At 71.3% G+C, this 24,044-nt stretch carries 18 protein-coding genes; 9 read left to right on the forward strand and 9 right to left on the reverse strand.

Annotation, left to right across the window (positions count from 1 at the left end; translation table 11 throughout):
- The first annotated feature begins 353 nt into the window (after positions 1-353).
- From WME85_RS09585 to WME85_RS09620, 8 genes are all read left to right on the forward strand, one after another.
- Positions 354-590 (forward strand): hypothetical protein, encoded by a 237-nt coding sequence (locus WME85_RS09585; protein WP_437837289.1) that lies wholly within the window; start codon positions 354-356, stop codon positions 588-590.
- A gap of 136 nt (positions 591-726) precedes the next feature.
- Positions 727-2,256, forward strand: a complete 1,530-nt coding sequence (locus WME85_RS09590) for an amidohydrolase family protein (protein WP_437308810.1) — start codon at positions 727-729, stop codon at positions 2,254-2,256.
- 81 nt (positions 2,257-2,337) lie between these two features.
- On the forward strand, positions 2,338-3,966 hold the full coding sequence (locus WME85_RS09595) for a hypothetical protein (RefSeq protein WP_437837290.1): 1,629 nt from the start codon (positions 2,338-2,340) through the stop codon (positions 3,964-3,966).
- A gap of 171 nt (positions 3,967-4,137) precedes the next feature.
- On the forward strand, positions 4,138-5,220 hold the full coding sequence (locus WME85_RS09600) for an ABC transporter substrate-binding protein (protein ID WP_437837291.1): 1,083 nt from the start codon (positions 4,138-4,140) through the stop codon (positions 5,218-5,220).
- 71 nt (positions 5,221-5,291) lie between these two features.
- A complete protein-coding gene (locus WME85_RS09605; RefSeq protein WP_437837292.1) occupies positions 5,292-6,152 on the forward strand; it encodes an ABC transporter permease in 861 nt (286 codons plus the stop codon).
- A gap of 26 nt (positions 6,153-6,178) precedes the next feature.
- Positions 6,179-6,958 carry an ABC transporter permease gene (locus tag WME85_RS09610; RefSeq protein ID WP_437837293.1) on the forward strand — a complete coding sequence of 260 codons (780 nt, stop codon included), beginning with the start codon at positions 6,179-6,181 and terminating at the stop codon, positions 6,956-6,958.
- A 21-nt stretch (positions 6,959-6,979) separates the two neighbouring features.
- Complete coding sequence (locus tag WME85_RS09615) at positions 6,980-7,735, forward strand: ABC transporter ATP-binding protein (protein ID WP_437308815.1); 756 nt, start codon at positions 6,980-6,982, stop codon at positions 7,733-7,735.
- A 130-nt stretch (positions 7,736-7,865) separates the two neighbouring features.
- Positions 7,866-9,047: a sigma-54 interaction domain-containing protein gene (locus tag WME85_RS09620; RefSeq protein WP_437842263.1), complete on the forward strand. Its 1,182-nt coding sequence runs from the start codon at positions 7,866-7,868 to the stop codon at positions 9,045-9,047.
- A gap of 110 nt (positions 9,048-9,157) precedes the next feature.
- Here the strand turns inward: WME85_RS09620 and WME85_RS09625 are convergent, their stop codons facing one another.
- A complete protein-coding gene (locus tag WME85_RS09625) occupies positions 9,158-10,162 on the reverse strand; it encodes a hypothetical protein (protein ID WP_437837294.1) in 1,005 nt (334 codons plus the stop codon).
- Between the two features lie 277 nt (positions 10,163-10,439).
- On the reverse strand, positions 10,440-10,898 hold the full coding sequence (gene trxA / locus WME85_RS09630; RefSeq protein ID WP_437837295.1) for a thioredoxin: 459 nt from the start codon (positions 10,896-10,898) through the stop codon (positions 10,440-10,442).
- Between the two features lie 112 nt (positions 10,899-11,010).
- On the opposite strand from trxA, the gene WME85_RS09635 reads away from it, so the two are divergent.
- Positions 11,011-11,268, forward strand: a complete 258-nt coding sequence (locus WME85_RS09635; RefSeq protein WP_437837296.1) for a hypothetical protein — start codon at positions 11,011-11,013, stop codon at positions 11,266-11,268.
- 126 nt (positions 11,269-11,394) lie between these two features.
- On the opposite strand, the gene WME85_RS09640 is transcribed toward WME85_RS09635, so the two are convergent.
- From WME85_RS09640 to WME85_RS09670, 7 genes are all read right to left on the reverse strand, one after another.
- Positions 11,395-11,853: an SRPBCC family protein gene (locus tag WME85_RS09640; RefSeq protein ID WP_437837297.1), complete on the reverse strand. Its 459-nt coding sequence runs from the start codon at positions 11,851-11,853 to the stop codon at positions 11,395-11,397.
- Positions 11,854-11,902: 49 nt separating this feature from the next.
- Positions 11,903-12,706, reverse strand: a complete 804-nt coding sequence (locus tag WME85_RS09645; protein WP_437837298.1) for a phosphatase PAP2 family protein — start codon at positions 12,704-12,706, stop codon at positions 11,903-11,905.
- Positions 12,703-14,451 carry a M16 family metallopeptidase gene (locus tag WME85_RS09650; RefSeq protein ID WP_437837299.1) on the reverse strand — a complete coding sequence of 583 codons (1,749 nt, stop codon included), beginning with the start codon at positions 14,449-14,451 and terminating at the stop codon, positions 12,703-12,705. The genes WME85_RS09645 and WME85_RS09650 overlap by 4 nt, the downstream gene beginning before the upstream one ends.
- Positions 14,452-14,455: 4 nt before the next feature.
- Entirely contained in the window at positions 14,456-16,288 is a 1,833-nt protein-coding gene (locus tag WME85_RS09655) for a M16 family metallopeptidase (protein WP_437837300.1), read from the reverse strand.
- 226 nt (positions 16,289-16,514) lie between these two features.
- Positions 16,515-18,983 (reverse strand): lysyl oxidase family protein, encoded by a 2,469-nt coding sequence (locus tag WME85_RS09660; protein ID WP_437837301.1) that lies wholly within the window; start codon positions 18,981-18,983, stop codon positions 16,515-16,517.
- Between the two features lie 145 nt (positions 18,984-19,128).
- Complete coding sequence (locus tag WME85_RS09665; RefSeq protein ID WP_437837302.1) at positions 19,129-20,901, reverse strand: DUF4397 domain-containing protein; 1,773 nt, start codon at positions 20,899-20,901, stop codon at positions 19,129-19,131.
- 43 nt (positions 20,902-20,944) lie between these two features.
- Complete coding sequence (locus WME85_RS09670; RefSeq protein ID WP_437837303.1) at positions 20,945-23,872, reverse strand: hypothetical protein; 2,928 nt, start codon at positions 23,870-23,872, stop codon at positions 20,945-20,947.
- Between the last annotated feature and the right edge of the window lie 172 nt (positions 23,873-24,044).

A 24,044-nucleotide genomic window follows, 5' to 3' on the forward strand; every position in this document is an offset into this window, starting at 1 on the left:
CAGCACATCCGCAGCACCCCCCTGCTGCTGGAGCAGCAGGGGGGTATCCGGTATAGCGGATCCTCGTCTTGCACAGCGGACGTAAGCCTGGTATGACCCATGCAGAACGTAGGCACCGGGGAGCAACGTACATCGATTTGCTCTCCTGACAGGGGGCGCGGCGCCTGCTGCGCTCCGCTGATCTTCCTTCGCCGCCGGGAGGCGTCCGGCCATTCGGGCCTCCTCTGTCTCTTCCCCCGGGACGGCGCTCAGGAAGGGCGGGCGCGGCCGCGATGCGGGCGCCCTCTGGCCCTCACGAGGGCGTGGTCCGCGCAATGCAACGCGTCAGGGCGACAGCACATCTGAAGGCAGCCATGAAAACTCCAGTGGTCGCGCTCGACGCGATTTCACTCGTCCTCGCCAGCACGACCATGACAAGCGCCCTCGCGGGCGCGCTGGCCGTCGTGCAGCTCCGCGCCGGGGGCGACGCGCCGGCGCGCGGGCGCTCGCTCCGCGGGCGCTCGCCGCGCGTTGCGCTCCGCCGGAGCGGCGCCGACGTCGAGCGATGGACCGCCACGCGCTGTCCGGGCGCCGCGCTCGCGGCGCTCTAGCTCGCAGGCCTCTCACGTCACCAGGACACGGGAGCGGGCGCCTGTCCGGCGCGCCGCCCCATCACGCCTTGACCGCGGCTGCCCAGCGCAGCCGACGACCGCGCGGGCGCGCGACCGCGCCATGGAGATCATCGACATGAGCATCTCATCCTCTCACCTCTCGCTGAAAGACGGCAAGAAGACCTCTCGCTCGCGGGCGGTGCGCGACAAGCTCGATTACCCGGTCATCGACACCGATCTGCACACGATCGAGTTCGCGCCGATCCTCGAGGATTACATCGCGAAGTACGGCGGCGCGAAGTACGTCGACGAGTTCCGCCAGGCGATCAACCGGGGCTTCGGCTACCTGAGCAACGAGTGGTACGAGCTCACGCCCGAGCAGCGCGCCGCGCAGCGCTCGGTCCGCCCGCCGTGGTGGGCCCTGCCGACCAAGAACACCCTCGATCTCGCCACCGTGTCGCTGCCCAGGCTGCTGCACGAGCGGCTCGGCGAGTCGGGGACGGACTTCGCCGTCCTGTTCCCGAACGTCTCCACCTTCGCCACCCACGTCGGCAAGGAGGACCTGCGCCGGGTGCTCATCCGCGCGGTCAACGCGTACCACGCCGACGCGTACCGGCCGTACGCCGACCGCCTCACGCCGGTCGCCGCCATCCCGCTGCACACGCCGGAGGAGGGGGTCGAGGAGCTCGAGTTCGCCGTGCGCGAGCTCGGCCTCAAGGTCGCGCTCATCCCGGGCAACCTCCGCCGGCCCGTCCGCGCCGTGGCCGAGAAGTACCCGTCCCGCCACCATCCGGACGTCGCGCGGCACGCGAACTGGCTCGACACGTTCGGCGTCGACAGCGAATACAACTACGACCCGTTCTGGGCCAAGGCGGTCGAGCTCAAGACCGTGCTGACCACCCACTCTGCCGGGATGGGGTGGACCAGCCGCAGCTCGGTCTCCAGCTACATGTACAATCACATCGGCCACTTCGCCTCCGCCTCCGAGGCGCTCGCGAAGTCGCTCTTCTTCAGCGGCGTGACCCGGCGGTTCCCCGACCTCCGCGTCGGCTTCCTCGAGGGCGGCGCGGCGTGGGGCGCGACGCTCTTCGCCGACCTCGTCGGCCACTGGGAGAAGCGCAACGGCAAGGCCGTCCAGAACTACAACCCTGACCTCATCGACGCGAAGCTGCTCTACGCGCTGTACCAGCAGTACGGCGGCCAGGAGGTCGAGGCGCGGCTCGGCGACATCAACGCCGTCCTCGGCGGGGCGCTCGGCGTGTCGAACAACTCGCGCCGCCAGCCGCAGGACCCGGGCGCGCTCGACGACTTCGCGGCGGCGGGCATCGAGCGGATCGAGGACATCCGCGACCGGTACGTGCCGAACTTCTACTTCGGCTCGGAGGCGGACGACCCGACGATCGCGTATGCGTTCAACACGAAGGTCAACCCGCTCGGCGTGCAGCTCAACGCCTTCTGGGCGTCCGACAGCGGCCACTGGGACGTGCCGGATCTGACCGAGGTCCTCGCGGACACATGGAGCCTCGTCGAGCGGGGGGCGCTCACGGAGGAGAACTTCCGCGATCTCGTGTTCACCCATCCTTACAGCTTCTTCGCCGGCAAGAACCCCGGCTTCTTCGCGGGGACCGCGGTCGAGCAGAAGCTGCCGAAGAGCAAGGCGGCCTGACGGAGAAGCGCTGGGCGGGGCCGGCGGAAGCGGCCCCGCGCGGGGGTGAACTCGAAAAAACGAACCTCTTTGGATCCATTCATGCGTCTGCTCGACCGTTCAAGAACAGCTATCTCCACGATCCTCGCGACGACCCTCGCCCTCTGCGTGACCGAGGCCAGCGCGCAGAACCCGCCCGCGCGGCCCCAGGGGGAGCGCCCCGCGCCTGCGCCTGCGGGCGCTGCCCCTGCGCCCGCCGGCGCGGCCACGCCTCCTCGCGGCGCGACCCCGGCGCCCGCTGGCCCCGCCCCCGCGCCCGGCGCCGCCGCTCCTGCGCCGGCGGGCGCCGCGCAGGCCCCCGCCGGCGCCGCGACGCCCACGCCGGGCGCCGCGGCCACGCCAGGCACCGCAGCGGCCGCCCCGGCCGCCCCCGGCGCCGCCCCGGGCGAGCCCGCCCCGGGCGCCGCGCCCGCGGGAGATGCGGCCGCCGAGGCCTTCGTCGAGCCCGATCCCAACGTCGCCACGCGGGACGACCTGCAAGGGCTGGTCACCGACCTCGAGAACTTCAAGTTCCAGTGGCAGCGCGAGCGCGATCTCCACACCGCCATCTCGACCCGCTCGCTCCTCATCGGCGGCGTCGTCCAGACGCGCATCGGGTGGACGGAGCAGCCGGTGACCACGGCGACCTCGAACGACCGCAAGGTGACGTTCGACATCGGCGCGGCGCTCCTCTCGTTCAACGGGATCCTCTACAAGGACTACGAGGAAGGGCGGAACCTGACCTACTCGCTGCGCTTCGGCGCCTCGCCCCAGCAGGCGAGCAACAACAGCTTCCTCAACCTGCTGGACGCCCAGCTCTCGTATTCCGTGCTGCCCACCCTCGCCCCCGAGGACTGGGTCCTGCAAGTCACGCTCGGCCAGCAGCTCTTGCCGTTCGGCCTGGAGGTCCCGGCGAGCGAGGAGCTCAAGCCGGTGATCACCAACGCGCAGTTCACGACGAAGCTCGGGCTCAACCGGCGCGACCTCGGCCTCATCGTCCGGGGCGACGTGCTGCCGCAGGTGGACTACGGCTACAACTACCGCGCGCCCGTCCTCGCCTACGCCGTGGGCCTCGTCAACGGGAGCGGGCCGAACACGCCCGACGACAACAGCGAGAAGGACATCATCGGTCGGCTCGCGTTCACGGTGCCGTCCGAGTACAACTCCATTCTTCGCCAGATCACGCTCGGCGGGAGCGCGTACATCGGCTGGCAGAACACCTTCCTCAAGGACGAGAAGAAGACGCTGTCCGGCAAGGGCGTCAAGCGCCGCTACGGCGGTGACATCTACTACAACCATTACCCGATCGGCCTCACCTACGAGTTCATCTACGGCCAGGACGACGTGACGCTCGGGACCACGCCGGAGGACCCCCAGAAGACGAGGCTCTCGAGCCTGTCGCACGTGGCGACCGTCTTCTACAACTGGGGTGAGCAGTTCCTGAGGGGCTACCGGAACCAGGGCCGGTACGACGACTGGTGGCCGAAGACCTACCAACCGTTCATCCGCGTCGACCTCTTCGACCCGAGCACCGAGGTGCTGGAGAACCGGGTCGACGTGTACACGCTCGGCTTCAACGTCTTCTTCGCGGAGACGACGAAGTTCCAGCTCAACCTCAACCGCCGAGACGACCGCACCAACAAAGAGGGCGCCCAGCACGAGCTGCTCGCGCAGCTGCAAGGCGGCTTCTGAGCGATGCTCACCCGCTTCGGATACGGGCCCACCTCGACGTTTTCGGTGCTCAGCGCACTGGAGTGCGCCTCCGCGCCGAAAACGCCGATCTGGGCCCGTCTCCTGTGCGGGAGAGCATCGCTCTGGCGGCGGTTTTCACGGCGAGATGCAGAGAATTCAGAGAGGAAGAATATGAGACGGGTGCTTGTCATACTTCAGATATTCATCGCGGCGGTCTTGACCTTTTCGGCGCAGGTGGCTCGGGCGGATGCGCCTGGCGTCATCCGGATCGCGTTCGCCGGGGTGGGGATCGGGAACCGACCGTTCGTGGGGGGGAGCAGCCTCAGCGTGGTGCACGCGCGCGGGCTCCTCGAGGAGGAGTTCAAGAAGGACAACATCAAGATCCAGTGGTCCTTCTTCAAGGGCGCCGGGCCCGCCGTCAACGAGGCGTACGCGAACGGGCTCCTCGACTTCGCGCTCCAGGGAGACCTGCCGTCCAGCATCGGCAGGGCAGGAGGGCTCAAGACGAAGCTCCTCGCCGGGGTGTCGACGCGCCAGCACACCTACCTGGCCGTCCCGTCAGACTCGTCGATCTCGTCGCTCGCTGACCTCAAGGGCAAGAAGGTCGCCCTCTTCAAGGGCACGAACCTCCAGCTCGCCGTCAACAAGATCCTCGCGGGCAGCGGGCTCACCGAGCGCGATCTCCGGATCCTCAACATGGACTCCGCGACGGCGAAGGCGGCGCTCGCCACCAGGGACATCGACGCGGCGTTCGGCGGGTACGACCTCCTCACGCTCCAGGACCAGGGCATCGCGAAGATCGTCTACTCGACGAAGAACGACTCGCCGGCGTACCTGCGGCACGCACACCTGATCGTCACCGAAGATTTCGCGAACAAATACCCGGACGTGACCAGGCGCGTCGTGAAGGTCGTGGTGCAGGCGGCCCACTGGATCGCGCAGAACGAGGCGAACCCGGCGCCCATCTATCAGCTCTGGTCCAAGTCGGGCGTGCCGTACTCGAACTTCAAGGCGGACCAGACGGGCGACTCGCTCAAGGTGCGCGCGAGCCCGCTGTTCGATGAGTACCTGATCTCCCGCTACAAGGCGGCCGTCGCCGACGCGAAGCGGTTCGGCCTGATCAGGAACACGTTCGACGTCGACTCGTGGATCGATCTGAGGTTCCTGAACGCGGCGCTCAAGGAGCTGAGCCTCGAGGGCTACTGGCCCGAGTTCGACGCGAGCGGGAAGCAGAAGCACCCCGGCAGGCAATGAGGGCGGCGCGCGCGCGGCGGTCTCGCCGCGCGCGCGGCAGGGCGGCCGACCACAACAGAAAGGCACTCAAGATGACGCAGCAGGGAATTCAAGAAAGCCAGGCCCAGGCCGCCTACAAGCTCGCGGCGCCCGAGGTGGCGCTGCCCGCGGGCGGCGCCGCGCGCCTCCTGTCGCGCCGGGTGGGCAACGTCGCCGTGGGGCTCATCTTCCCGGCGGCGCTCCTCCTCGCGTGGCGATACGCCTCGGAGCGCGAGCTGATCCCGGCGCAGATCCTGCCGGCGCCGGGGCTGGTCGTCCAGACGCTGACCGAGCTCGCGAGCTCGGGAGATCTGCACTCGAACATCGCGATCAGCCTCGGGCGCGTCTTCGGCGGCTTCGCCATCGGCGGCGCGGCCGGCCTGCTGCTCGGCGTCGCCATGGGGCTCTCGCGGCGCACCGAGGACTATGTCCACCCGCTCTTCAAGGCGCTCGCGCAGGTCCCCGTCCTCGCGTGGCTGCCGCTGTTCATGATGGTGCTGGGCATCGGCGAGTCGCTCAAGCTCGTCCTCATCGCGCAGGCCAGCCTCATCCCGGTGGCGCTGAACACGCTCCAGGGCATCAAGAGCGTCCCCCGGTCGTACATCGAGGTCGCGCGCGTCTTCCGGTTCAGCAATATCCAGCTGCTCCGGAGGGTCGTGCTCCCCGCCGCCGTCCCGTCGATCGCCGTCGGCGTCCGGTACGGCCTCACGCAAGCGTGGCTGTCGCTCGTCACGGTCGAGCTCCTGGCGTCCTCCGAGGGCGTCGGGTTCCTGATCGTCTGGGGCCGCCAGCTCTTCCAGCTCGACGTGGTGCTCGCGGCGATCCTCGTCGTGGGGGTCCTCGGGCTCGCGCTCGACAAGGGGCTCGAGACGATCGAGGCCCGCCTCCTCCGCTGGCGGCGCGCCGCCCTGTGACCCTCGCACACTCCCTCGGATCGAACATGAGCGCCATCACCCATGCTCTGGCCACGCCGCGGCTGCGCGGCCTGGTCCTGCCCATCGTCGTCGTCCTCGCCTGGATCGTCGTCTGCCGCTACGAGCTCGCCAACACCCGCATCCTCGTCCCGCCGCTCGCGGTCTGGGAGGCCGCGAGAGGGCTGCACGAGAGCGGGGAGCTCCGGGACCACCTCCGGGCCAGCCTGACCCGGGATCTCCTCGGGCTTTCGCTCGGGACCGCGGCGGGCGTCGCCGTCGGCGGCCTCCTCGCCGTCTCGCGCGTCGCCGACAGGCTCTTCTCGCCGAGCTTCCACGCCGCCAAGCAGGTCGCGCTGTTCGCGTGGATCCCGCTCATGTCGGTGTGGCTCGGCGTGGGCGAGCCGGCGAAGGTCGCCTTCATCGCGCTCTCGGCCTTCTACCCGGTCGTCGTGAACACCTACGAGGGCGTGCGGAGCGTCGGTGTCGAGCACATCGAGGTGGCGCGCGTCCTCCGCTTTTCGCGGTGGCAGGTGCTCCGCAAGGTCATCCTGCCGTCGGCGACGCCCTCGCTCTTCGCCGGCTTCCATCAGGCGCTCATCTACGCCTGGCTCGGCACCCTCGGGGCCGAGTACCTGCTCGAGCCCGCCCCCGGCGTCGGCAGCCTGATGGTCGACGGGCGCGAGCGCTTCGCCATGGATGTGGTGCTGGTCGGATTGATCGTGTCCGGCCTCGTGGGCTTCGGCCTGAACGTGCTGGCCACGGCCGCGGAGGACCGCCTGCTGCGATGGCGCGTCCGCGGCGTGTGAAAACCCTTGGAGGAACAAGTCATGAGCTCGCCCGGAGTCATCAACATTCGCGACGTCAGCAAGAAATACGTTGTCAAAGACGAGTCGTTGCAGGTCCTCCAGGGGATCGGCCTGACCATCCAGCCCGGCGAGTTCATCAGCGTCGTGGGCACGAGCGGTTGCGGCAAATCGACGCTCCTCCGGCTCCTCGTCGGGCTGGACAGCGATTACCAGGGCGACATCCTCGTCGGCGGCGCGCGCGTCGAGGGGACGAGCCTCGACCGGGGCATCGTCTTCCAGGAGCACCGGCTGTTCCCCTGGCTCACCATCGAGCAGAACGTCGCGCTCGGGCTCGAGAGCTCGACGTGGCCGCAGGCCGAGAAGACCCGCGCGGTCGACGAGCACCTCGAGCTCGTGGGCCTGTCGGCGTTCAAGCGGGCCTACCCGCACCAGCTGTCCGGCGGCATGGCGCAGCGGGCGGCGATCGCGCGCGGGCTGGTCAACAGGCCGGGCATCCTGCTCCTCGACGAGCCCTTCGGCGCGCTCGACGCGCTGACCCGCACGAAGCTGCAGCAGGAGCTCCAGCGCATCTGGCAGAAGGAGCAGATCACGATGATCCTCGTCACGCACGACGTCGAGGAGGCCGTGTTCCTGGGCGATCGGGTGGTGGTGCTCGAGCCGCGGCCCGGGCGCATCAAGCGCGTCGTCCCCGTCGACGTGCCGCGCCCCCGCTCCCGCACCGACAGCGACATCAAGGCGCTCACCGACGAGGTGCGCAGCTACCTCCTCGAGGCGTGACGCGCCGCGCGGCTCCCGCGCGCCGGGGGCGCCCCTAGGGTCACGCCCCCACAAGACGCTGGCGCTCGGCCATGGCGTCCGTTATAATGGACGGAACATCCGCTATCATGGTGAGTAAAGCCCGATGACGATGCCGTTGCTCACGCTTCCCAACCCGGGGGCCCTGGCTCTTTCGCTGCGCGCCAAGGCGCTCGTCTTCGAGGATCCGCGGTCGCAGGCGATCCTCGATCGGATCCGGCAGCTCTCGCCGAGCGACGCGACGCTGCTCGTGACGGGGGAGACCGGCACGGGCAAGGAGCTCGTCGCGCGCCACATCCATGCGCTGAGCCACCGCCGTGGCCGGCCGTTCGTGGCGGTGAACTGCGGCGCCTGGTCGGAGTCGCTGGTCGAGAGCGAGCTGTTCGGTCACGAGAAGGGCGCCTTCACCGGGGCGACGACCTCGAAGGCGGGGTGGTTCGAGGCGGCGGACGGCGGCACGCTCTTCCTCGACGAGATCGGGGATCTCTCGCTGCCGCTCCAGGTGAAGCTGCTCCGGGTGCTGCAGGAGCGCGAGGTGGTGCGGCTCGGCTCGCGCCAGCCGATCCCGATCGACGTGCGGCTCATCGCGGCGACCAACGTGGACCTGGAGGAGGCGGTGACCGCGCGGAAGTTCCGCGAGGACCTGTTCTACCGGCTCAACGTGGCGACGCTGTCGCTCCCGCCGCTGCGCGAGCGGCCGGGCGACATCCTCCCGCTGGCGCGCTACTTCGTCGATCTCTACGCGCAGCGGCTCGGCTCGGCGCCGGCCGCGCTGACGGCGGAGGCGGCGGCGCGGCTCCTGGAGCACCCGTGGCCCGGCAACATCCGGGAGCTCGAGAACGCCATCCACCACGCGCTCCTGGTCTGCAAGGGCCACCAGATCACGGTGGCGGACCTCCGCCTCACCGCGCTCCAGCCGAGGACGGCGACGTTGCCTCCTCCTTCGGACCGGGGGGGCGACCGGTGGGCGGCGGACGTTGACTCGCAGTCGCAGGTCAGGCCGACGCAGCAGGCGGCGTCGCTGGAGGGCGCGCTGCTGGCGCTGTTCGAGCAGAACCTGCCGAACCTGCACGAGCAGATCGAGGAGACGATCATCCGGACGGCGTACCGCTATTGCGATCGCAACCAGCTCCAGACGGCGCGGCTGCTCGGGATCAGCAGGAACATCGTGCGCGCCCGGCTCGCGCAGTTCGGCGAGCTGGCGCGCTACCGCGCGGCGCGCGGCGGGGCGGCCGCGGCGGCGTTCGGGCGGGGGGAGGCGCGCTCCCCGTCGCGCGCCCCGGAAACGACCTGAGGGGGAGGAGCGCTCCTCGTCGCGCCCCGGGGACGATCTGAGGCCGACCTGAGGGGCGCGTCGGCGCTGCTGTACGGTCGAGAGCCGCCGTGGGGCCAGCGCGGCGCGGCTCAGGAGCGCGGCGCGGGTGTCGGACGCGAGCGGCCCGGCGGGCGGGGGCGAGCCCTGGCGCCCTGGGTCCGCGTCCCGAGGGCCTCGCGCACCGTGGTGGCCGTGGCAGCCCGCGCGATCCAGCGGTCGAGCTTCGCCGCGTCGGCGCAGCCCCGGATGCGCGCCTCATCGTCCGGCGACGGCGCGAGCCCGCGCGCCCGCAGCAGCGTGATGAGCGCGTCCTGCCGGCCCTCTGCGCGCCCCTTGGCCTCGCCCTCTGCGCGCCCCTCTGCGCGCCCTTTGGCCTCGCCCTCTGCGCGCCCCTTCTTCCGTCCCTGCGCTTCGAGGAAGAGGCGCAGCTTCCTGGCAGCGGGAGTTTCGGGGATCTTGTCGGGGTTCATCGAGGCCTCCCTGAGGAGCTCCAGCATCCGCTCGCTGAGCACGGACAGGATCGCACGCTGCTGGGCCCGTCGCAACGCGCGCGGTAGCCGCTCGGTCAGCTCGAACGCGCGCTCGACGACGGCGCGCGCCGCGGGCCCATGGCGGTGTTGCATGGCCCAGGCCGCGAAGAGCGCGAGCTCCGGGCGGCGCTCGTCGAGCAGCGCCTTGCTCTCGGCGGCGCCGAGGTGAAGCACGACCGGCTTGAGCTGGAGCGTGGTCCCGAGGCGCGTGCGCACGCAGGCCACGCGCTCGGCCCAGCGGGCGACGGCGCGGCGCGCGGTGATGACGATCACGTCGCCGAGCGCGCCGGTCTGGCTGAAGAGAAGGCTGGCCGCGAGGGGCCACCGGCGGCGCTTGGCCGGGTCGACGCTGCGCTGCAGCTCGACGAGGACCCAGCGGCGCCGGCCGCCCTGGAGGACGAGATCCAGCCGCAGCTCCGCGGGCTTGACGAAGCGGAGCGTGGCGTCGGTCGGTTTGAGGCTCCGCGGCAGCTGCACGCCGGTGAGCCTGGAGACGAGCGCGCCGAGCAACCCCGGCTGCTCGCGCATGGCGACGATCAGGACCTCGTGCGGTGTGCTCGGCACGACGCCGTGACTACGCGAGAATGGTGGTCACCGGCCAAGTTCTGCTCGTCTCTCGAGACGACATGACTGCTGTGTTCCGTGGCCGCGCAGAAACCGGAATGGACGCGTCGACCTGCGCGGAATACACGACTCGTTCGCCGTCGCGCCGACCCTACCAGGGCTGGAGTGCTTCACCGAAGAGCACCAGCAGAGCACCCGTGTTGGCGCACCAGCGCGCGGCGCTTCTCCACGTCTCGAGAGGCCAGTCCGGCGCGCGCTCGTGGCCTGTCGCGGCGGCTCAGGCGTGGCTTGCGCGCACGGGGGGCTGTCCGGCCCGGCTCGCGATCCAGCGCTCCAGATCGGCGCGCGAGGTCACGCCGCTGCGGCGGTCGACCTCGCGCCCTCCGTGGAAGAGCACGAACGTCGGCACCCCCTGGATCCGCCGGCGCTCGGCCTCCGCCCGATCGGCGTCGATGTCGAGCTTCAGGACCAGCACCTTGCCCGCGTTTCCGCGACCCAGCTCGTCGAGGACGGGCGCGACGACGCGGCAAGGCCCGCACCAGGTGGCCCAGTAGTCGACCAGGACGGGGATGGGAGAGCTCGCGATTGTCTGCTCGAGCGCGGCCCCGTCCACCGGCTGCGGGGCGCCCGTCGTGTCGAGATGAGCCTTGCAGCGGCCACAGAGGGGCCGGTCCTTGACCCGCTGGTCCGCGACCCGGTTGATCGAGCCGCAGCGGCCGCAACGGTAGATAGCCATGCTCGTTCTCCTTGGCGTCGCCGCGCGCCGCGGCATCGTGAAGATCTTGGATCCGGCGTCTGCCTTGGCAACGGGGGCTTTACACGCAGCGATCGGGCTCCAGGGTCCGATCATGGAACCCACGAAAGAGCACGCAGGACCGGGCCAGCAGGCTCAGCAGCAGATCGGCGGCGAGCAGCAGGAGCCGGGAGCGCCGACGCGGCAGCTGAACGACGAGACCACGCAAGGCTCGAGCGACGTCGAGCAGATCGCCCGCCAGCAGGGGGCGTCGCAGCGGGGATACACGGCAGACGGACCGCAGAACGACCGGCCGGCTCAGTTCGATCCGGCGCATCCGGGCGGGCGGCCCGAGGGCGATCCGCGCCGGTGACAGCGGGCTGAAGGGCAGGGCGCCGCGACGCGTTCCCGGCACGGGGCATGGTCAAGGCGTGATGCTCGGCGCGACGTGGCGGAGGCGCGGGCGCGATCGACGCGCTGGCGGGCCGCGCTGCGCCTCTCACCGCGGCGGCGCCTCGCACGCCCGCCGCGTCACCTCGTGGCGGTAGTCGAACATCCGCTCCAGCTTGCGGCGGACGAACCGCTCGCCGCCGAGGCGGCCGATCGCGCCGAGCGGCAGCTCGTAGTCCACGTGGTCGGTGAGGTAGCAGCCGCCGGCGCCGTCGGGGTCCGTGCGGTGGGTGTGGACCCAGCGCTTGAAGGGCCCGCTGCGCTGCGTGTCCTGGAACATCCGGCCCTGCTCGTACTGCGTGTGCTCGGCGACCCAGCGCAGCGGGACAGGGCCGACGCGCGTCTCCATCATCACGCGCGCGCCGACGAGGATCCCGCCGGTCTTCTCGAGGACGCGCGCGTGCTCCCAGGGGGGCGTGAGGCGCTCGAGGGCGTCGGGCTCCTCGTGGAAGGCGAAGACCCGTTCAGGGGGCGCGGCGATGCGCGTGCGCTTCTCGAAGATGGGCATGGCCGCACCATGGATCGCGGTCCGCCCGCGCGCCCGCGAGCGTCCTTGTTCAGAACGCCCACGACCAGGTGATCGCCGCGGGCTCCGGAGCCGGCTCGGGCAGCGCGCCTGCCGCAGACGGCGTCCGGGTCGGCTGGATCGGGTGGATGGCCGCGATCGCGAAGCCCGTCACGTGGCCCAGGATCATGCCGGCGCCGACGTCCTGCCACGAGTGCGCGCCCGAGCCGATCCGCAGGGCCATCGTCACGACGGTGGCCACCTCGGCGAGGGCGAGCGCGCCGAGGCGCGGCGCGGCGTCGCCGGTCGTGCGCAGCGCGAGGTTGAGGCGCGCGCCCGCGATGGCCGCGACCGGGGTCGTGTGGCCGGACGGGAAGGCGTCGAAATCGAGGTCGGTGTCGCCGCATCGATCCGTCTTCCACGAGCGCGGCCGGCACCGGCCCGACAGGCGCTTGATCATGTTCGAGAGGCCGGTCGACAGCGCCGCTGCCTCCATCTCGATCAGCGACGTCCTGAGCGCGCGGGAGTAGGGGTCGTGGACACCGGCGCCCGCGAGGTAGCTGCCCTCCAGGGCGTACCCGCTGCCGAGGAGGAGCAGCGTGCCCAGGGTGGCGCCCGTGATGTCGCTGGCGATGCCGATCGTCTCGTTGCGCTCCTCGCTGGAGGCGGCGCCCCACGCCGAGCGGCGCTGCGGGAGCAGGTACGTCGCGAGCGAGGCGGTGCAGGCCGCGGCGACGGCCACCTCGCCGACTGGCGCCCCGAAGGCCCAGTCCGGGGCCGCCGGGCCCACCTGCGCGGCGGCGGGCGTGCTCCACGCCAGCGCGCACGCGCACGCGAGCGGGGCGGCGTACCTCACGGCTTCTTCGTTGCGGGGGGAGTCGCCTTGGGCGCGGCGGGCTGCGCGGGCGCCGCGGGCTTTCCGGCCTGGGGCGCGGCGGGCTGCGCGGGCGCCGCGGGCTTTCCGGCCTGAGGCGCCGCGGGCTGCGCGGGCGCCGCGGGCTTTCCGGCCTGGGGCGCGGCGGGCTGCGCGGGCGCCGCCGGCTTTCCGGCCTGCTGCGCCGCCGCCGGCGGCTGTCCCGCCGTCACGCCGGGCGCCTTCTGCACGGTGACCGGACCGAGCTGCAGCGCCGAGAGCTGCTCTCCGACGGCGCTGGCATCGCCCACCAGGACGACCCGCAGCTGCTCGGGCGCGAGGTACTTCTGCGCGACGCGCTGCACGTCCTCGGGCGTGATCCGCTGGATCCTCGCCGGTCGCGTCCCGAACTCGTCGAGCGGCAGATCGTAGACCGCGAGGCTCGCCACGGTCGACGCGGTCGCCCCTGCCGTCTCGAAGCGGGCCGGCAGCTGGCGGATGAGGTTCGCCTTGGCGTCCGCGAGCTCCTCGAGCGTGACCGGCTCCCTCCGCATCCGGTCGATCTCCGCGAAGATCTCCCGCACGGCGGGGCCGGTGTTCTCCCGCACCACCGCGCCGCCGGCGGCGAACGGGCCGGCGCCGTGGCGCATGTCGAAGCCGGAGCGCGCGCCGTAGGTGTAGGCGTGCTTCTCGCGCAGGTTCAGGTTGAGCCGGCTCGAGAACTGCCCCCCGAGCAGGGTGTTCATCACGAGGATCGCGTCGTAGTCCTTCGTCGCGCGCGGCACGCCCGGCAGCGTCACCGTCACCGTCGACTGCGTGAGCCCGGGCCGGTCGACGAGCACGATGCGCGGCGCGCCCGCGCCGAGCGCCGGTGGATCCGCGGGGAGCTCCGCCTGCGCCGGGACCGGCGGCGCGCCGTTCGGCCCCTTCCAGGCGCCGAAGACCCGCTCCACCTCCTTCACCGCGTCGGCCTTGGTGATGTTCCCGGCGATGGCCACCGTCGTCAGCTCCGGCCGGAACTGCGCCGCGTGGAACTTCGCGAGGGCGCCCGCGGTGATCTTCTTGAGCGCCGCCTCGGTGCCGAGCAGCGGCGCGCTGTACGGGTGCCCCTCGGGGTAGAGGACCATGCCCTGGGCGATGGAGAGGAGCGACGCGGGCCGGTCGTTCATCTCGGCGAGCTGGGTGATGCGGCGCGACCGCTCGCGCTCGATCTCCGCGGGCGCGAACGCCGGGTTCATGTACGCGTCGCCGAGCAGCGTGAGCATCTCGCCGAACCGCGGCGCCAGGCTCTCGCCCTGCACGCCGCCGCCGTCGAAGTTGACGCCGGACGAGAAGTTCGCGCCCAGCTTGCCGAGCGCGTCGCTGAACTGGAGCGCGCTGCGGGTCTTCGTGCCCTGCGTGAGCATCGCGCCCGCGAACGCGCCGACGCCCGGCGCGGCCTGGTCGGCGCCCCGGACGGTGGTCACGTCCACCGCCACGATCGGCAGCTCGTGCCGCTCCACCACGAGGACGCGGATCCCGTTCGCGAGCTTCGCCTCCTCGATCCGCGGCGGCACGAAGACCACCTCCGGCCCTGGGGCCGGCGGCGAGCGGCGGAAGGCGTCCGGCGGCTGGGGCGCCGGCGGCGCGGCCGAGGTCGGCGCGGGCGGCGCTTTCGCTGTCGTGGCGGGCGGCGTCGACGTTTTCTGGGCGCAGGCGGCGAGCGCCAGCGCGGCGAGCGAGACGGAGAGGATTCGTTTCATGCGCATGGGCTCAACCCCCCTTCGGCGCGGCCGTGCCGGCCGCGGGCTTCTCGACCGCGGGCTTCCCGACCGCGGGGCTCTTGACGGCCGGTGCCGCCGCAGGCTTGTCGTTCGCCGGTGCCGCCGCGGGCTTCGCCGCCGCCGGCGCCGCCGCCGCCGGCGCCGCTGCCGCCGGCGCCGCCGCCGCGGGCTTCGCCGCCGCCGGCGCCGCTGCCGCGGGCTTCGCCGCCGCCGGCGCCGCCGCTGCGGTCTGTTTCACGAGGCGCCCGGCCTTCGGGGCGCCCGGCTTCGGCGTCACGAGGGCGATCACGCGCTTGCCCTGGGGCAGGAAATCCGCCGTCGCCTTCTGCAGGTCGGCGGCCGTGGCCGTCTCGTACCTCGCGACGTCCTTCGGGAAGTACCCCGGGTCGCCGGCGAGCTGGTTGTAGTTGTTGATGGCGTTCGCGCGGGCGGTCACCTGCTCCATGCTGAAGACGAGGTCGGACAGCAGCTTCGCGCGGGCCCTGTCGTGCTCGTCCTGCGTCGGCGGCGCCTTGCGCAGCTTCTCGAGCTCGGCGTCGATCAGCTTGAGCGCCTGCTCCGGCGACTTGCCCTTCTTCAGGGTGGCGGTGATCTGGAAGGTGCTGGCGAGCTGGCTCGATTGCTGGCCCGCGAAGACGTCCTGCGCGATCTGGAGATCGTACACCAGCCGCTTGTAGAGCCGGCTCGTCTTGCCCGACGAGAGGACGTTGGCGACGAGGTCGAGCTCGGCGTCGCCGGGCGCGAAGCTCGGCGGCGTCACCCAGCTGATCGTCACGCGGGGCAGCTCCACGTCCGCCTCGATCTCGAGGCGCTTCTCGGTCGCGAGGTCGCCCGGATCGGGCTTCGACACGACGGGCGGCGGGGCGCCCTTCGGGAGGGAGCTGAAGTACCTGTCGATGAGCTCCTTGGTCCTGGCCCTGTCGATGTCGCCCGCGACCACGAGGGTCGCGTTGTTCGGCACGTAGAACGTCTTGAAGAAGGCCTGGACGTCGCCCATCCGGGCGGCGTCGAGGTCCTCGGGCGTGCCGATGGTCAGCAGGTGGTAGGGGTGGCTCTCCGGGAACATGGCCGCGCGGATGAACTGCGGCACGAGGCCGTAGGGCGCGTTCTCGTAGTTCTGGCGGCGCTCGTTCTTCACGACGTTGCGCTGGCTCGCGAACGTCTCCTCGTTCGCGTGGTCGAGCAGCCACCCCATCCGGTCGCTCTCCAGCCAGAGCACGAGGGCGAGCTCGTTGGCCGGGACGGTCTCGAAGTAGTTCGTGCGGTCGGCGTTGGTCGTCCCGTTGCGCTCGCTCGCGCCGGCGCGCTCCAGGTACTTGAAGAACATGTCCTCGCCGACGTTCTTCGAGCCCTGGAACATGAGGTGCTCGAAGAGGTGCGCGAAGCCGTTCTTTCCTTTCGGCTCGTCCTTGGAGCCGACGTGGTACCAGACGTTGACGGCCACGACGGGCGTGCGGCGATCCTCGTGCAGGACCACCTCGAGCCCGTTCGGGAGGGTGTACTTCTCGACCGGGATCATGACGCTCACGCTGGCCGAGGCGGGCGCCGCCGCCCCCGGCTTCGCCCCGGGCTGCGCCGCCGCCGCGCCGGCCGGCGCCGCCGCCCCCGGCTTCGCCCCGGGCTGCGCCGCCGCGGGCTGCGCCGCCGCCGCCTTGGCGGCAGGTCGCGCCGGCGCCGCGGGCTGCGCCGCCGCGGGCGGTGGCGCTGCGGCCGGCGGCGCGGCGTAGGCGGGCAACGTCAGGCCGAGCGCGGCGACGAGCGCGCTCGGCAGGGACGAGAGCGCCCGTAGGCGCCTCCGCTGGGACGGATGGTGGGCTCGCATGCGCGCGGTTCTACCGCAGATCGCCCGAGGCGGAGCGCAAACTTCGCCCGCGGTGAGGCCGGATCGCCGCCGCGCGGATCACCCCCGGCGGGTCCCGGTCGCAGCTGCCAGAGAGCTCACAGGAAGGTCCGAAGGCGGAGAGAACGTCGATTTTTCCTTCCCACCTTCACGTTTCAGCCCGGCCACCTCCCGGCGGTGTGCCCGGTCCCGGGGGCGTGCCCGGTCCCTACAACGACGTGACGAAGAGCTGGTACGGCCCGAAGTCCACCGGGGTGCGTCCACTCACGGTGATGGCCCCGAGGCCCCCTCCCGTCCGTGTCCCGATGATCGCGGCGTTGGTCCCCTCGGGATCGCCCGCGCACGCGTTGAACGGGCTGGAGCACTGGGCGGTGGTCGGGTCGCAGGCGTCGGCCGCGGTCTCGATCGTCATCGGGAAGCTCGTCAGCCCGCACGAGGACACCACGACGGCCCGCCCCGGGCAGACGGGGACATAGAACGTCTGCTCGGGGCTGCTCGGGCCGCAGGCGGACCGGGGCGGGATCGGCTTTCCGGTCGTGTCGCCGCTGACGAGGCCGCTGCCCGCGATCACCTCGGCAGCCTCGCCGAGGCACGACGTGCGCTGGAACGCGAGGCGCACCCTGCCGGAGGCCCCGGGCCTCACGGCCTTGACCACCACCGTGTAAGTCCCGGCCGGGAGCCTGGCCGCGAAGTTCGTGCCCACCGTGAGCTCGCCGCAGCTGCGGGCCGCGCAGCCGACGGCGGCGCCGCTGCAGCCGTCGCCCTCGAGCACCGCGAGCACCGTGTCGATCTCCGACTCCAGGGTGCCGAGGTACACGACCTCCTCGGACGGGAGCGTGAAGCGGAAGAACACCTCGCCGCCCTCGCCGCCGCACGAAAGGTCCACCTCCGGCGCGTTGTCCGCGGTGATCTCCGCGGCGTAGCTCATCGAGTCCGTGAGCTCCCCCGGCGTCTCGCAGCTATCGGCGCCCGGTATCGGCGCGCACCCGTCGTCCGGGACCCCGTTGCAGTCGTCGTCGACGTCGTTGCCGCAGAGCTCGGGCATCGGGAACGCGCACCCTCCGCCGCCCCCGCAGCCGTTGTCCGGGATCTCGTCGCAGTCCTGGTCGATGAAGTCGCCGCAGATCTCCGGCTCGGGCACGCAGGGCGTGTACGCCGGCACGTGGACCGGCACCTCGACCACGTTGTTCTCGAGCGACTGTTCGGCGATGGCGCCCGCCGGGTTGACGGCGACGCGGAGGACGTAGTCCCCCTCGGGCACGTCCGTCACGTCGACCCACTGGCAGGCCGTGCCGACCTCGTAGACGTCGGCCCACCCCGCGCTCAGGAAGTTGCACCCTGTGCCCCCCGAGCTCGGGAAGCCCCGCGGCGCCGGCGACACGGGGTCGAGAGGGGCCATGTCGACCAGGCAGAACGCCTGCTTGTGCCCCTGCGTGACGACCGCCCCGCCGGCGTCGACCAGCCGGTAATCGGTGAAGTTCAGGAAGTGGAAGTGCTGGTGGCACTGCGCGTACTCGAAGAGCGGGTTGTCGAACTCGGGGCCGGGGTCGACGTGGCCGGGCCCTGCGTTGTCGATGCGCCCCTCGAACTGGAGCAGGTGCCGCCGCCCGGGGCCTCCGATGCACCCTTCCATGATCTCGCACGCGTCCGCGGGGAACGTCTGGTACGAGAACCGGAGCGTGTCGACGATGCGCCCCTCGTCCGGCACGAGGTCGGGCACCATGCAGACGTCGGCCCTGCACTCGTGGCCGGTGGGGCAGCACGCGCCGCCGCAGACCGTGCCGTCGCACGCCGGGTAGTCGACCGGCAGGACGATCGTGTTGTTGTCGAAGCTCGCCTCGGCGAGGGTCTTCCGCGGGTTGACGGTGATCTCGAGCTCGTAGAGCCCGGCCGGAACCCCGGTCACGTCGAGGGCGTTGCACGCGAAGGTGCCGGGCTGCTCGACGTGGTCGCCGGGCCCGAGGCCCTGCGCGTCGCAGCTGTACTGGCCGCTCGCCATCGCGACGCAGCGCGCGTCGAGCTCGGCCTCGGCGGCGACCGCGTCGCCCTGCCTGAGGACGGCGCGGAAGAGGCGCGGGACGACGTAGCTGCTCTCGCAGAAGTTCGGCTCGAACACGTCGCTCTCGGAGGGAGCGCCGAGCTCGAGCGGCACCTCGCCGGCGTTCCTGAGCGAGACGTTGAAGCGCATGAGCGCCCGCCGCCCGCTCCCGCCGACGCAGCCCCGCTGCACCTCGCACGCGTCCTCGGCGACGCTGACCGCCTCGAACGCGACGGGCTCGCCGCGCTCCGCGGGCTCGAGCACGAGGTCGGCCGCCATGCACTCGCCGCCCACGCACGAGGCGCCGGGGCTGCAGCACGCCGCGTCGCCGCAGGCGCGCGCCTCGTCGCACGTCGCGGTGCAGCCCGACGGCCTGCCCTCCGTGTCGATCTGGCACCGCGCGCCCTCGGGACAGACGATGTCCGAGCCCGCGCACCGGACGCCTCCGGCATCGCCCCCGGCGCCCCCGGTGCCGCCCCCCGCGCCGCCGGCGCCGGCGTCGCTGCCTCCGCTGCCGCCCTCTCCCGAGCTGCCGCCGGCTCCCGTGCCCGAGGGCGGCTCGGTCGGACCGTCGTCGCCGCACGCGGCGCCCGCCAGAAGCCATGATCCAACGAGCAGCGCTTCGATCACTTGTTTCATGTACACCCTGATCCGGAGGAGCCGACGGGCAGCGCGCGCCGGGCGGCGTCCGCCGCTCGGGCAGGCCGCCAGGCAAGCTGCGCATCGTAGGGGTGCGCGGGGAGGAAATCAGTACGGTCGAACGGAGGCGCAGGATTCCGACCGGTCAGGGGCCAGGCAGCGGCCACGGGACGGCCTCGGGGACGATGCCGAAGTTCCTCACGAACATGAGCTGCGCGGCGCTCGCAGGGTCGGATGAGGCGAAATCTCCCAGGAGGATGGCGGTGTACCAGGACGTCGACAGGAATGTCGAAAGGTCACGGATGGCGTCGGCCGAGCCGGCCGGTCGAACACCCACCCACTGCTGGCCGGCGGCGCTCGGCACCGCGAAATCGACGCCTGTGCTGGCGCTGGCCGACGCGTACGCGACGCCCGTGAGCACGGGGGTAAACGCATCACCTCGGGTCCCGTCTTCATTGACCGACCAGTGGCCGAGATCCACCGGGGGCGCTGTCGCCGAGGCGTTGATCAACATGACGCGCGTGGTGGTGACCGTCTCGGGCAGGTCCGGCTGGACCTTCCACAGCTTGAGCTGCGGCGCCTTATCGCCCGTCTCTCCGGTGATGCCGAGGAGACCTCCCAGGTAGATCGCGCCGGGCTCCAGCGGGCCCGTCGGCTGAGCGCCGACCACCACGGTGTCTCCCGAGCCCCCGCCGCCACCGGAGCCGGGCGCGACGACGGAGAGCGTCGACTCACCCGGCGGCAGATCGGTGTATGTCGGCGCCTGCGCATACCTCAGGTTGATGGCGATCCTCTCCGTGCCCGAGTACACCTCGAGGGGCGACGGCGTGGGCGGCGGCGATGCGTGGAAGAGATAGACGAGCGGATCCCGCTTGATGAACACGGCAGGCGAGTCGTCCCCGGCCGGGACGACGAGCAACCCGTGCGCGCGCGCATCGGCGACGACGCGGGTCGGCTCCCCGGTCTCGATGACGAAGTACGATCGCCCACCGACGAGCGACGCCGCAGCGAGCGAGAACGGCGCCTGACCCGTCGGGCCGAAGTTGCTCGACGCGGCGACCGTGATCGAGCGGGTCGACAGGGGCACGACCAGGCCTTCTGGAGCGCCGGCGGTGAACTCGTCGAGCGCCGTGGCGGTCGTGGCGCTTCGGTCGACGTAGAACGATTTCGGAGGCCCCGAGTTGGAGTCGGCGTTCACGAAGCGCAGGGCGACCTCGGCGCATGAAGGCATCGTGAACTTCTCTTCTGCGATGAGAAGCTGGGGTGCCGTCGGGCTGGTAGTGCCCAGGATTCCGACGGCCACGATCGTGTAGCGCGTCCGAGGGGCGACCGTCAGCGGATCCGCCGCGATCGTCAGCTCGTTGCCCGCGCCGCCGCTGGTACCGTCATCGCTCAGCGCCGAGAAGGTGATCGCGCCCGCCGTGACCTTGGCGTATCTCGTGACGGACGCGGCGACCCTGCCGGGCGACACTGCCTCCATGTCGGGTACGGGCGCCCCGTTCACGTAGAGGCGGAGCGCAGGCGGGTCGCCGAGCCCCACCGGGAAGTTCGTGCGATTCGGCAGAAGGGCATTGATGAACCGGACCTTGGGTTCGGGGTCGGCGTCCGGCGGCAGGCCACACTCCTCCGGATCGCCGCCACCCGCGCCGCCGGCGCCGCCGCTGCCGCCGGCGCCGCCGCTGCCGCCGATGCCGCCCGTGCCGCCGCTGCCGCCCGTGTCGCCGCCGCTGCCCGTGCCGCCCATGCCGCCGCCGCCGTCCGAGCCACCGCTCGACGACCTGCTGGCGCTGGCGCTCGTGGTCCCCCCTGCGCCCTGCCCCGACGCCGATGAGGCATCATCGTCCCCGCATGCGCCCGTGAAGATCGAAAGCCCGGCCAGCGCACCCGCTACGATCAGCCGTCGTTGATGCATATTCATCGCAACACATCTCCGTGTGGCGCGTCGCACGCGCCAGAACGATTCACTGCCTCGGGAACTTCAGCTCGCAGGTGTCACGCGGAACCGCGATGACTCCATTCGTCAGCTCGTCACGCATGTAGATGTATGCCATCACACCGGTGTTGAAGACGGCTCTCCGGAGCCATGCATCGACCTCCGGCGAGCTCGCGTCCGCCGCGCGGAGCTCCTCCGTGAGAGGGTTCCTGAGCGTGCACACGTCCCTCCACATGGGCACGCCGAACTCGGGAGCCACGGCGCTGCCCAGGATGAAGCTCCAATCTCCGCTCGCGGCCGCGGCGTCGTGACGGGCTCCGAACCGATGAGCATCGGTGCGGATCTCATCACAGGCGGCGCGCGCGACACCGAGCATGTTCGCCCTCGATCGCCTGAAGGCGTCCTTCGCGGTCTCCGGATCGAGCGGGATCGGCACCGCGGCCACGATCCGGTTGTTGACGAAGACGTTGAAGAAGGTCCTCTCCTCCTCCGCGGTACGGCCGAACGAGACGGTGGTGCCCCCGGTCGCCATCCAGACGAGGTACTTCGCCGCCCCATCGGGGCCGAGGTCGTGCTCTCCGGCGTCGGGCCCATGGAACGTGGCGAGGTTCTCGTTGGGTGCCCAGCGCGGGCCGAAGAGCCCGTCCGGGAAGCTCGCCACCCTCGCCCCGGAGGTCGCGCGGAGCGCCCTGGCCGCGCCGGTCTGGGCGTCTCCGTGAACCCCATGGCAGTTCGCGCAGATACCGGCGTAGATATGCTCCCCCGGGTTGGCCCAGTAGATCGCGCTCCACGGCAGGCGCGGCCTCCCGGTCCCCGGATTGATCATCCACTGCTCCACCGTATCGGGCTCGGGCGCGTCCTCTGGGAACGCGCAGCGTGGGGTGAAGAACCCCTGAGCGTAGACCTTCTTCGCCAGCGCCTCGTGCTCGCTCGTCACCTCCTCCGCGCGGATCCAGTCGTCGAGCTTCGTCTCCCAGTCGATGTTGCGCGGGACGTACGGATAGCGCTCGGTCGTGTCCTCGAGCACCCACCCGATATCGTGATGCTGCTCGCAGTCGTGAAGGGCGCGCGCCTCCGCGGCGTCCGCCGCGCGCATGGCGAGCTCGATCGCCTCCGGATCCTCCGGCGCCTCCTGTCCCTCGCGCTCGTAATCGCGCGGCACCGACGCCCACCAGCGCGCCACGAGGACGGGCAGGCGGCAGTCCACTGACGCCGTGTGCATCGGCATGTGAAGGCTGAAGAATGCGCTTGCCTCCTCGTTGTCCACGGGCAGGCCGAACGCGCGGGGAGTCCACGCTCCCGTGGGCAGGACGACGCGACGGTAGAGCCCTCCGGCCGGAATGGAGTTCTGGATGACGAGCTCATCGAAGGACGCGGGCACACCAGGAAAGTAGGACAGCCCGTCCGAACCCACGGTATCCATTCGAAACCCGAAGATGCTCCCGCCAGGCGACATGTCCAGGCCTCGCAGCGTTGCCTTGCTCGCCACCGCATAGCCGCGCGGGTTATGGCAATGGGCGCAGTTGCCCGCCATGTAGGCCTGCATGTTCAGCTCGTCGTCGTTGCGCGGCCGGCGGGGGAGCGCAGACTCCTCCAGCTTGGGGAAGTCCTCGGGCGTGAGGGTCGCAGACGTGCCGCGCACGACACCGTACGCGAGGAGACGCTCGAGCTGGTTGAGCTCGTCGGCGAGCACGTCCGGCGTGTAGACGCCGCCTTCCCCTCCGGGACGCTTGTGGAGCTGGAAAGGCGTCATGCCAAGGATGAAGCTCTCGCTCTCCGAGCCCGAGTGGCACGCCACGCATCGCGTCGCGCCGGGCACGGCGTAGCTCTGCAGCGTGCCGGTGGTCTCGTCGGCCGTGTAAGGGCGGACGTGGTCGGGGAACGGCTCTCCGTTCAGGTACAGCTCCCTGCTGTCCGGTGACGCCGGATCGAGCCCGGTCCCGAGGAGCTTCGCGCCCGTCTCCTCCGCGTTCCACACGTACGTACCGAAGATGGCGTCCTCGGCCCGCTCGCGCGTCACGATGATGCGCGTCTCCATCTTGCGGTATCGCGTGACCCCGTCGGGCTCGACCACGGCCCTGAAGAACGTCTTGTAGAAGCGGGTGTTCGGCGGGATGCGGAGGCTCTTCGTCTCGGGGTCGTACGTGATGGCCTGTCCCGCCGGGACGTGCACGAAGCGCAGCTTCGCCGCGTCGTCCGACCAGAGAGGGTAGGTCGGCGCGTAGGCGAAGGTCCCCTTGCGCGCGAGCACCTCGGCGTCCAGCGAGACGAAGTCGGTCTCCGGCAGCTCGACCGGGAGATCCTCGAACGATCGCATCGCGGCGAAGCGCTCGTCGAGCTCCTCGTCCCGGCCGACGATCTCGGCGTCGGGGATACAGCTCCCGAGCTCGGTCAGCGCGTCGCCGACCTCGCGCGGCGTCACGATGTCTCCGCCCTGATCGACCGCCGTGTCGCCCTTCGGGAGGACGTACGTGCCGGCGGGGCACCCCTGCTCGATCCACGCCTGCAGCCGCCGGCCGAGCGCCTCTTGCCCGCCGATCATGTAGGGCATGTCTCCGCTGAGCATGACGTCGACGAGCGTCTTGCCGCTCTTGCCGCGCGCGTTACACAGGTTCTCCGGGGTGCCCGTGTAGGAGAAATCTCCTTGCTCCGCCGGGGCCTTGTGGCAGTTGCCACATTGAATCTCGATCTCCCCCGAAAGGTTGTCGAAGGTGTCGAGGGCGTCTTCGACCGTCGCCGAGTGGCGCTGAGGGATCCGTTCGTGCGATCGGGCCGGGGCACATGGAGGCGGCTGCGTGTCCCCCCCGTCACCGCCGCGCCCGCCGGTGCCGCCGCTGCCGTCATCACCGCCGGTACCGGCGCCGCCGCCGGTGCCCTCCGTGGGCGAGGTTTCACCGCTATCGTCATCCCCGCAGCTGTACCCGGCCAGCGACACGACCCCGAGCAACAGCGCCATCGACCTCATCGTTCCCCAACGCCGAGCTTGACCCATGTGCTCACTCCCGGGTGCGCAGCGGCGAAACCTCCCGCCGCGGCGGCCGAAATGACACCAGTGAGCCCCCGGAACAACCGTGAATACCGGCTGTCACGGACCCGTGACGCCATTGCGGTGATGTCGACTTTATGGT

Source organism: Sorangium sp. So ce1153, assembly GCF_051521595.1.
In the GTDB taxonomy this organism is placed as follows: domain Bacteria; phylum Myxococcota_A; class Polyangia; order Polyangiales; family Polyangiaceae; genus Sorangium.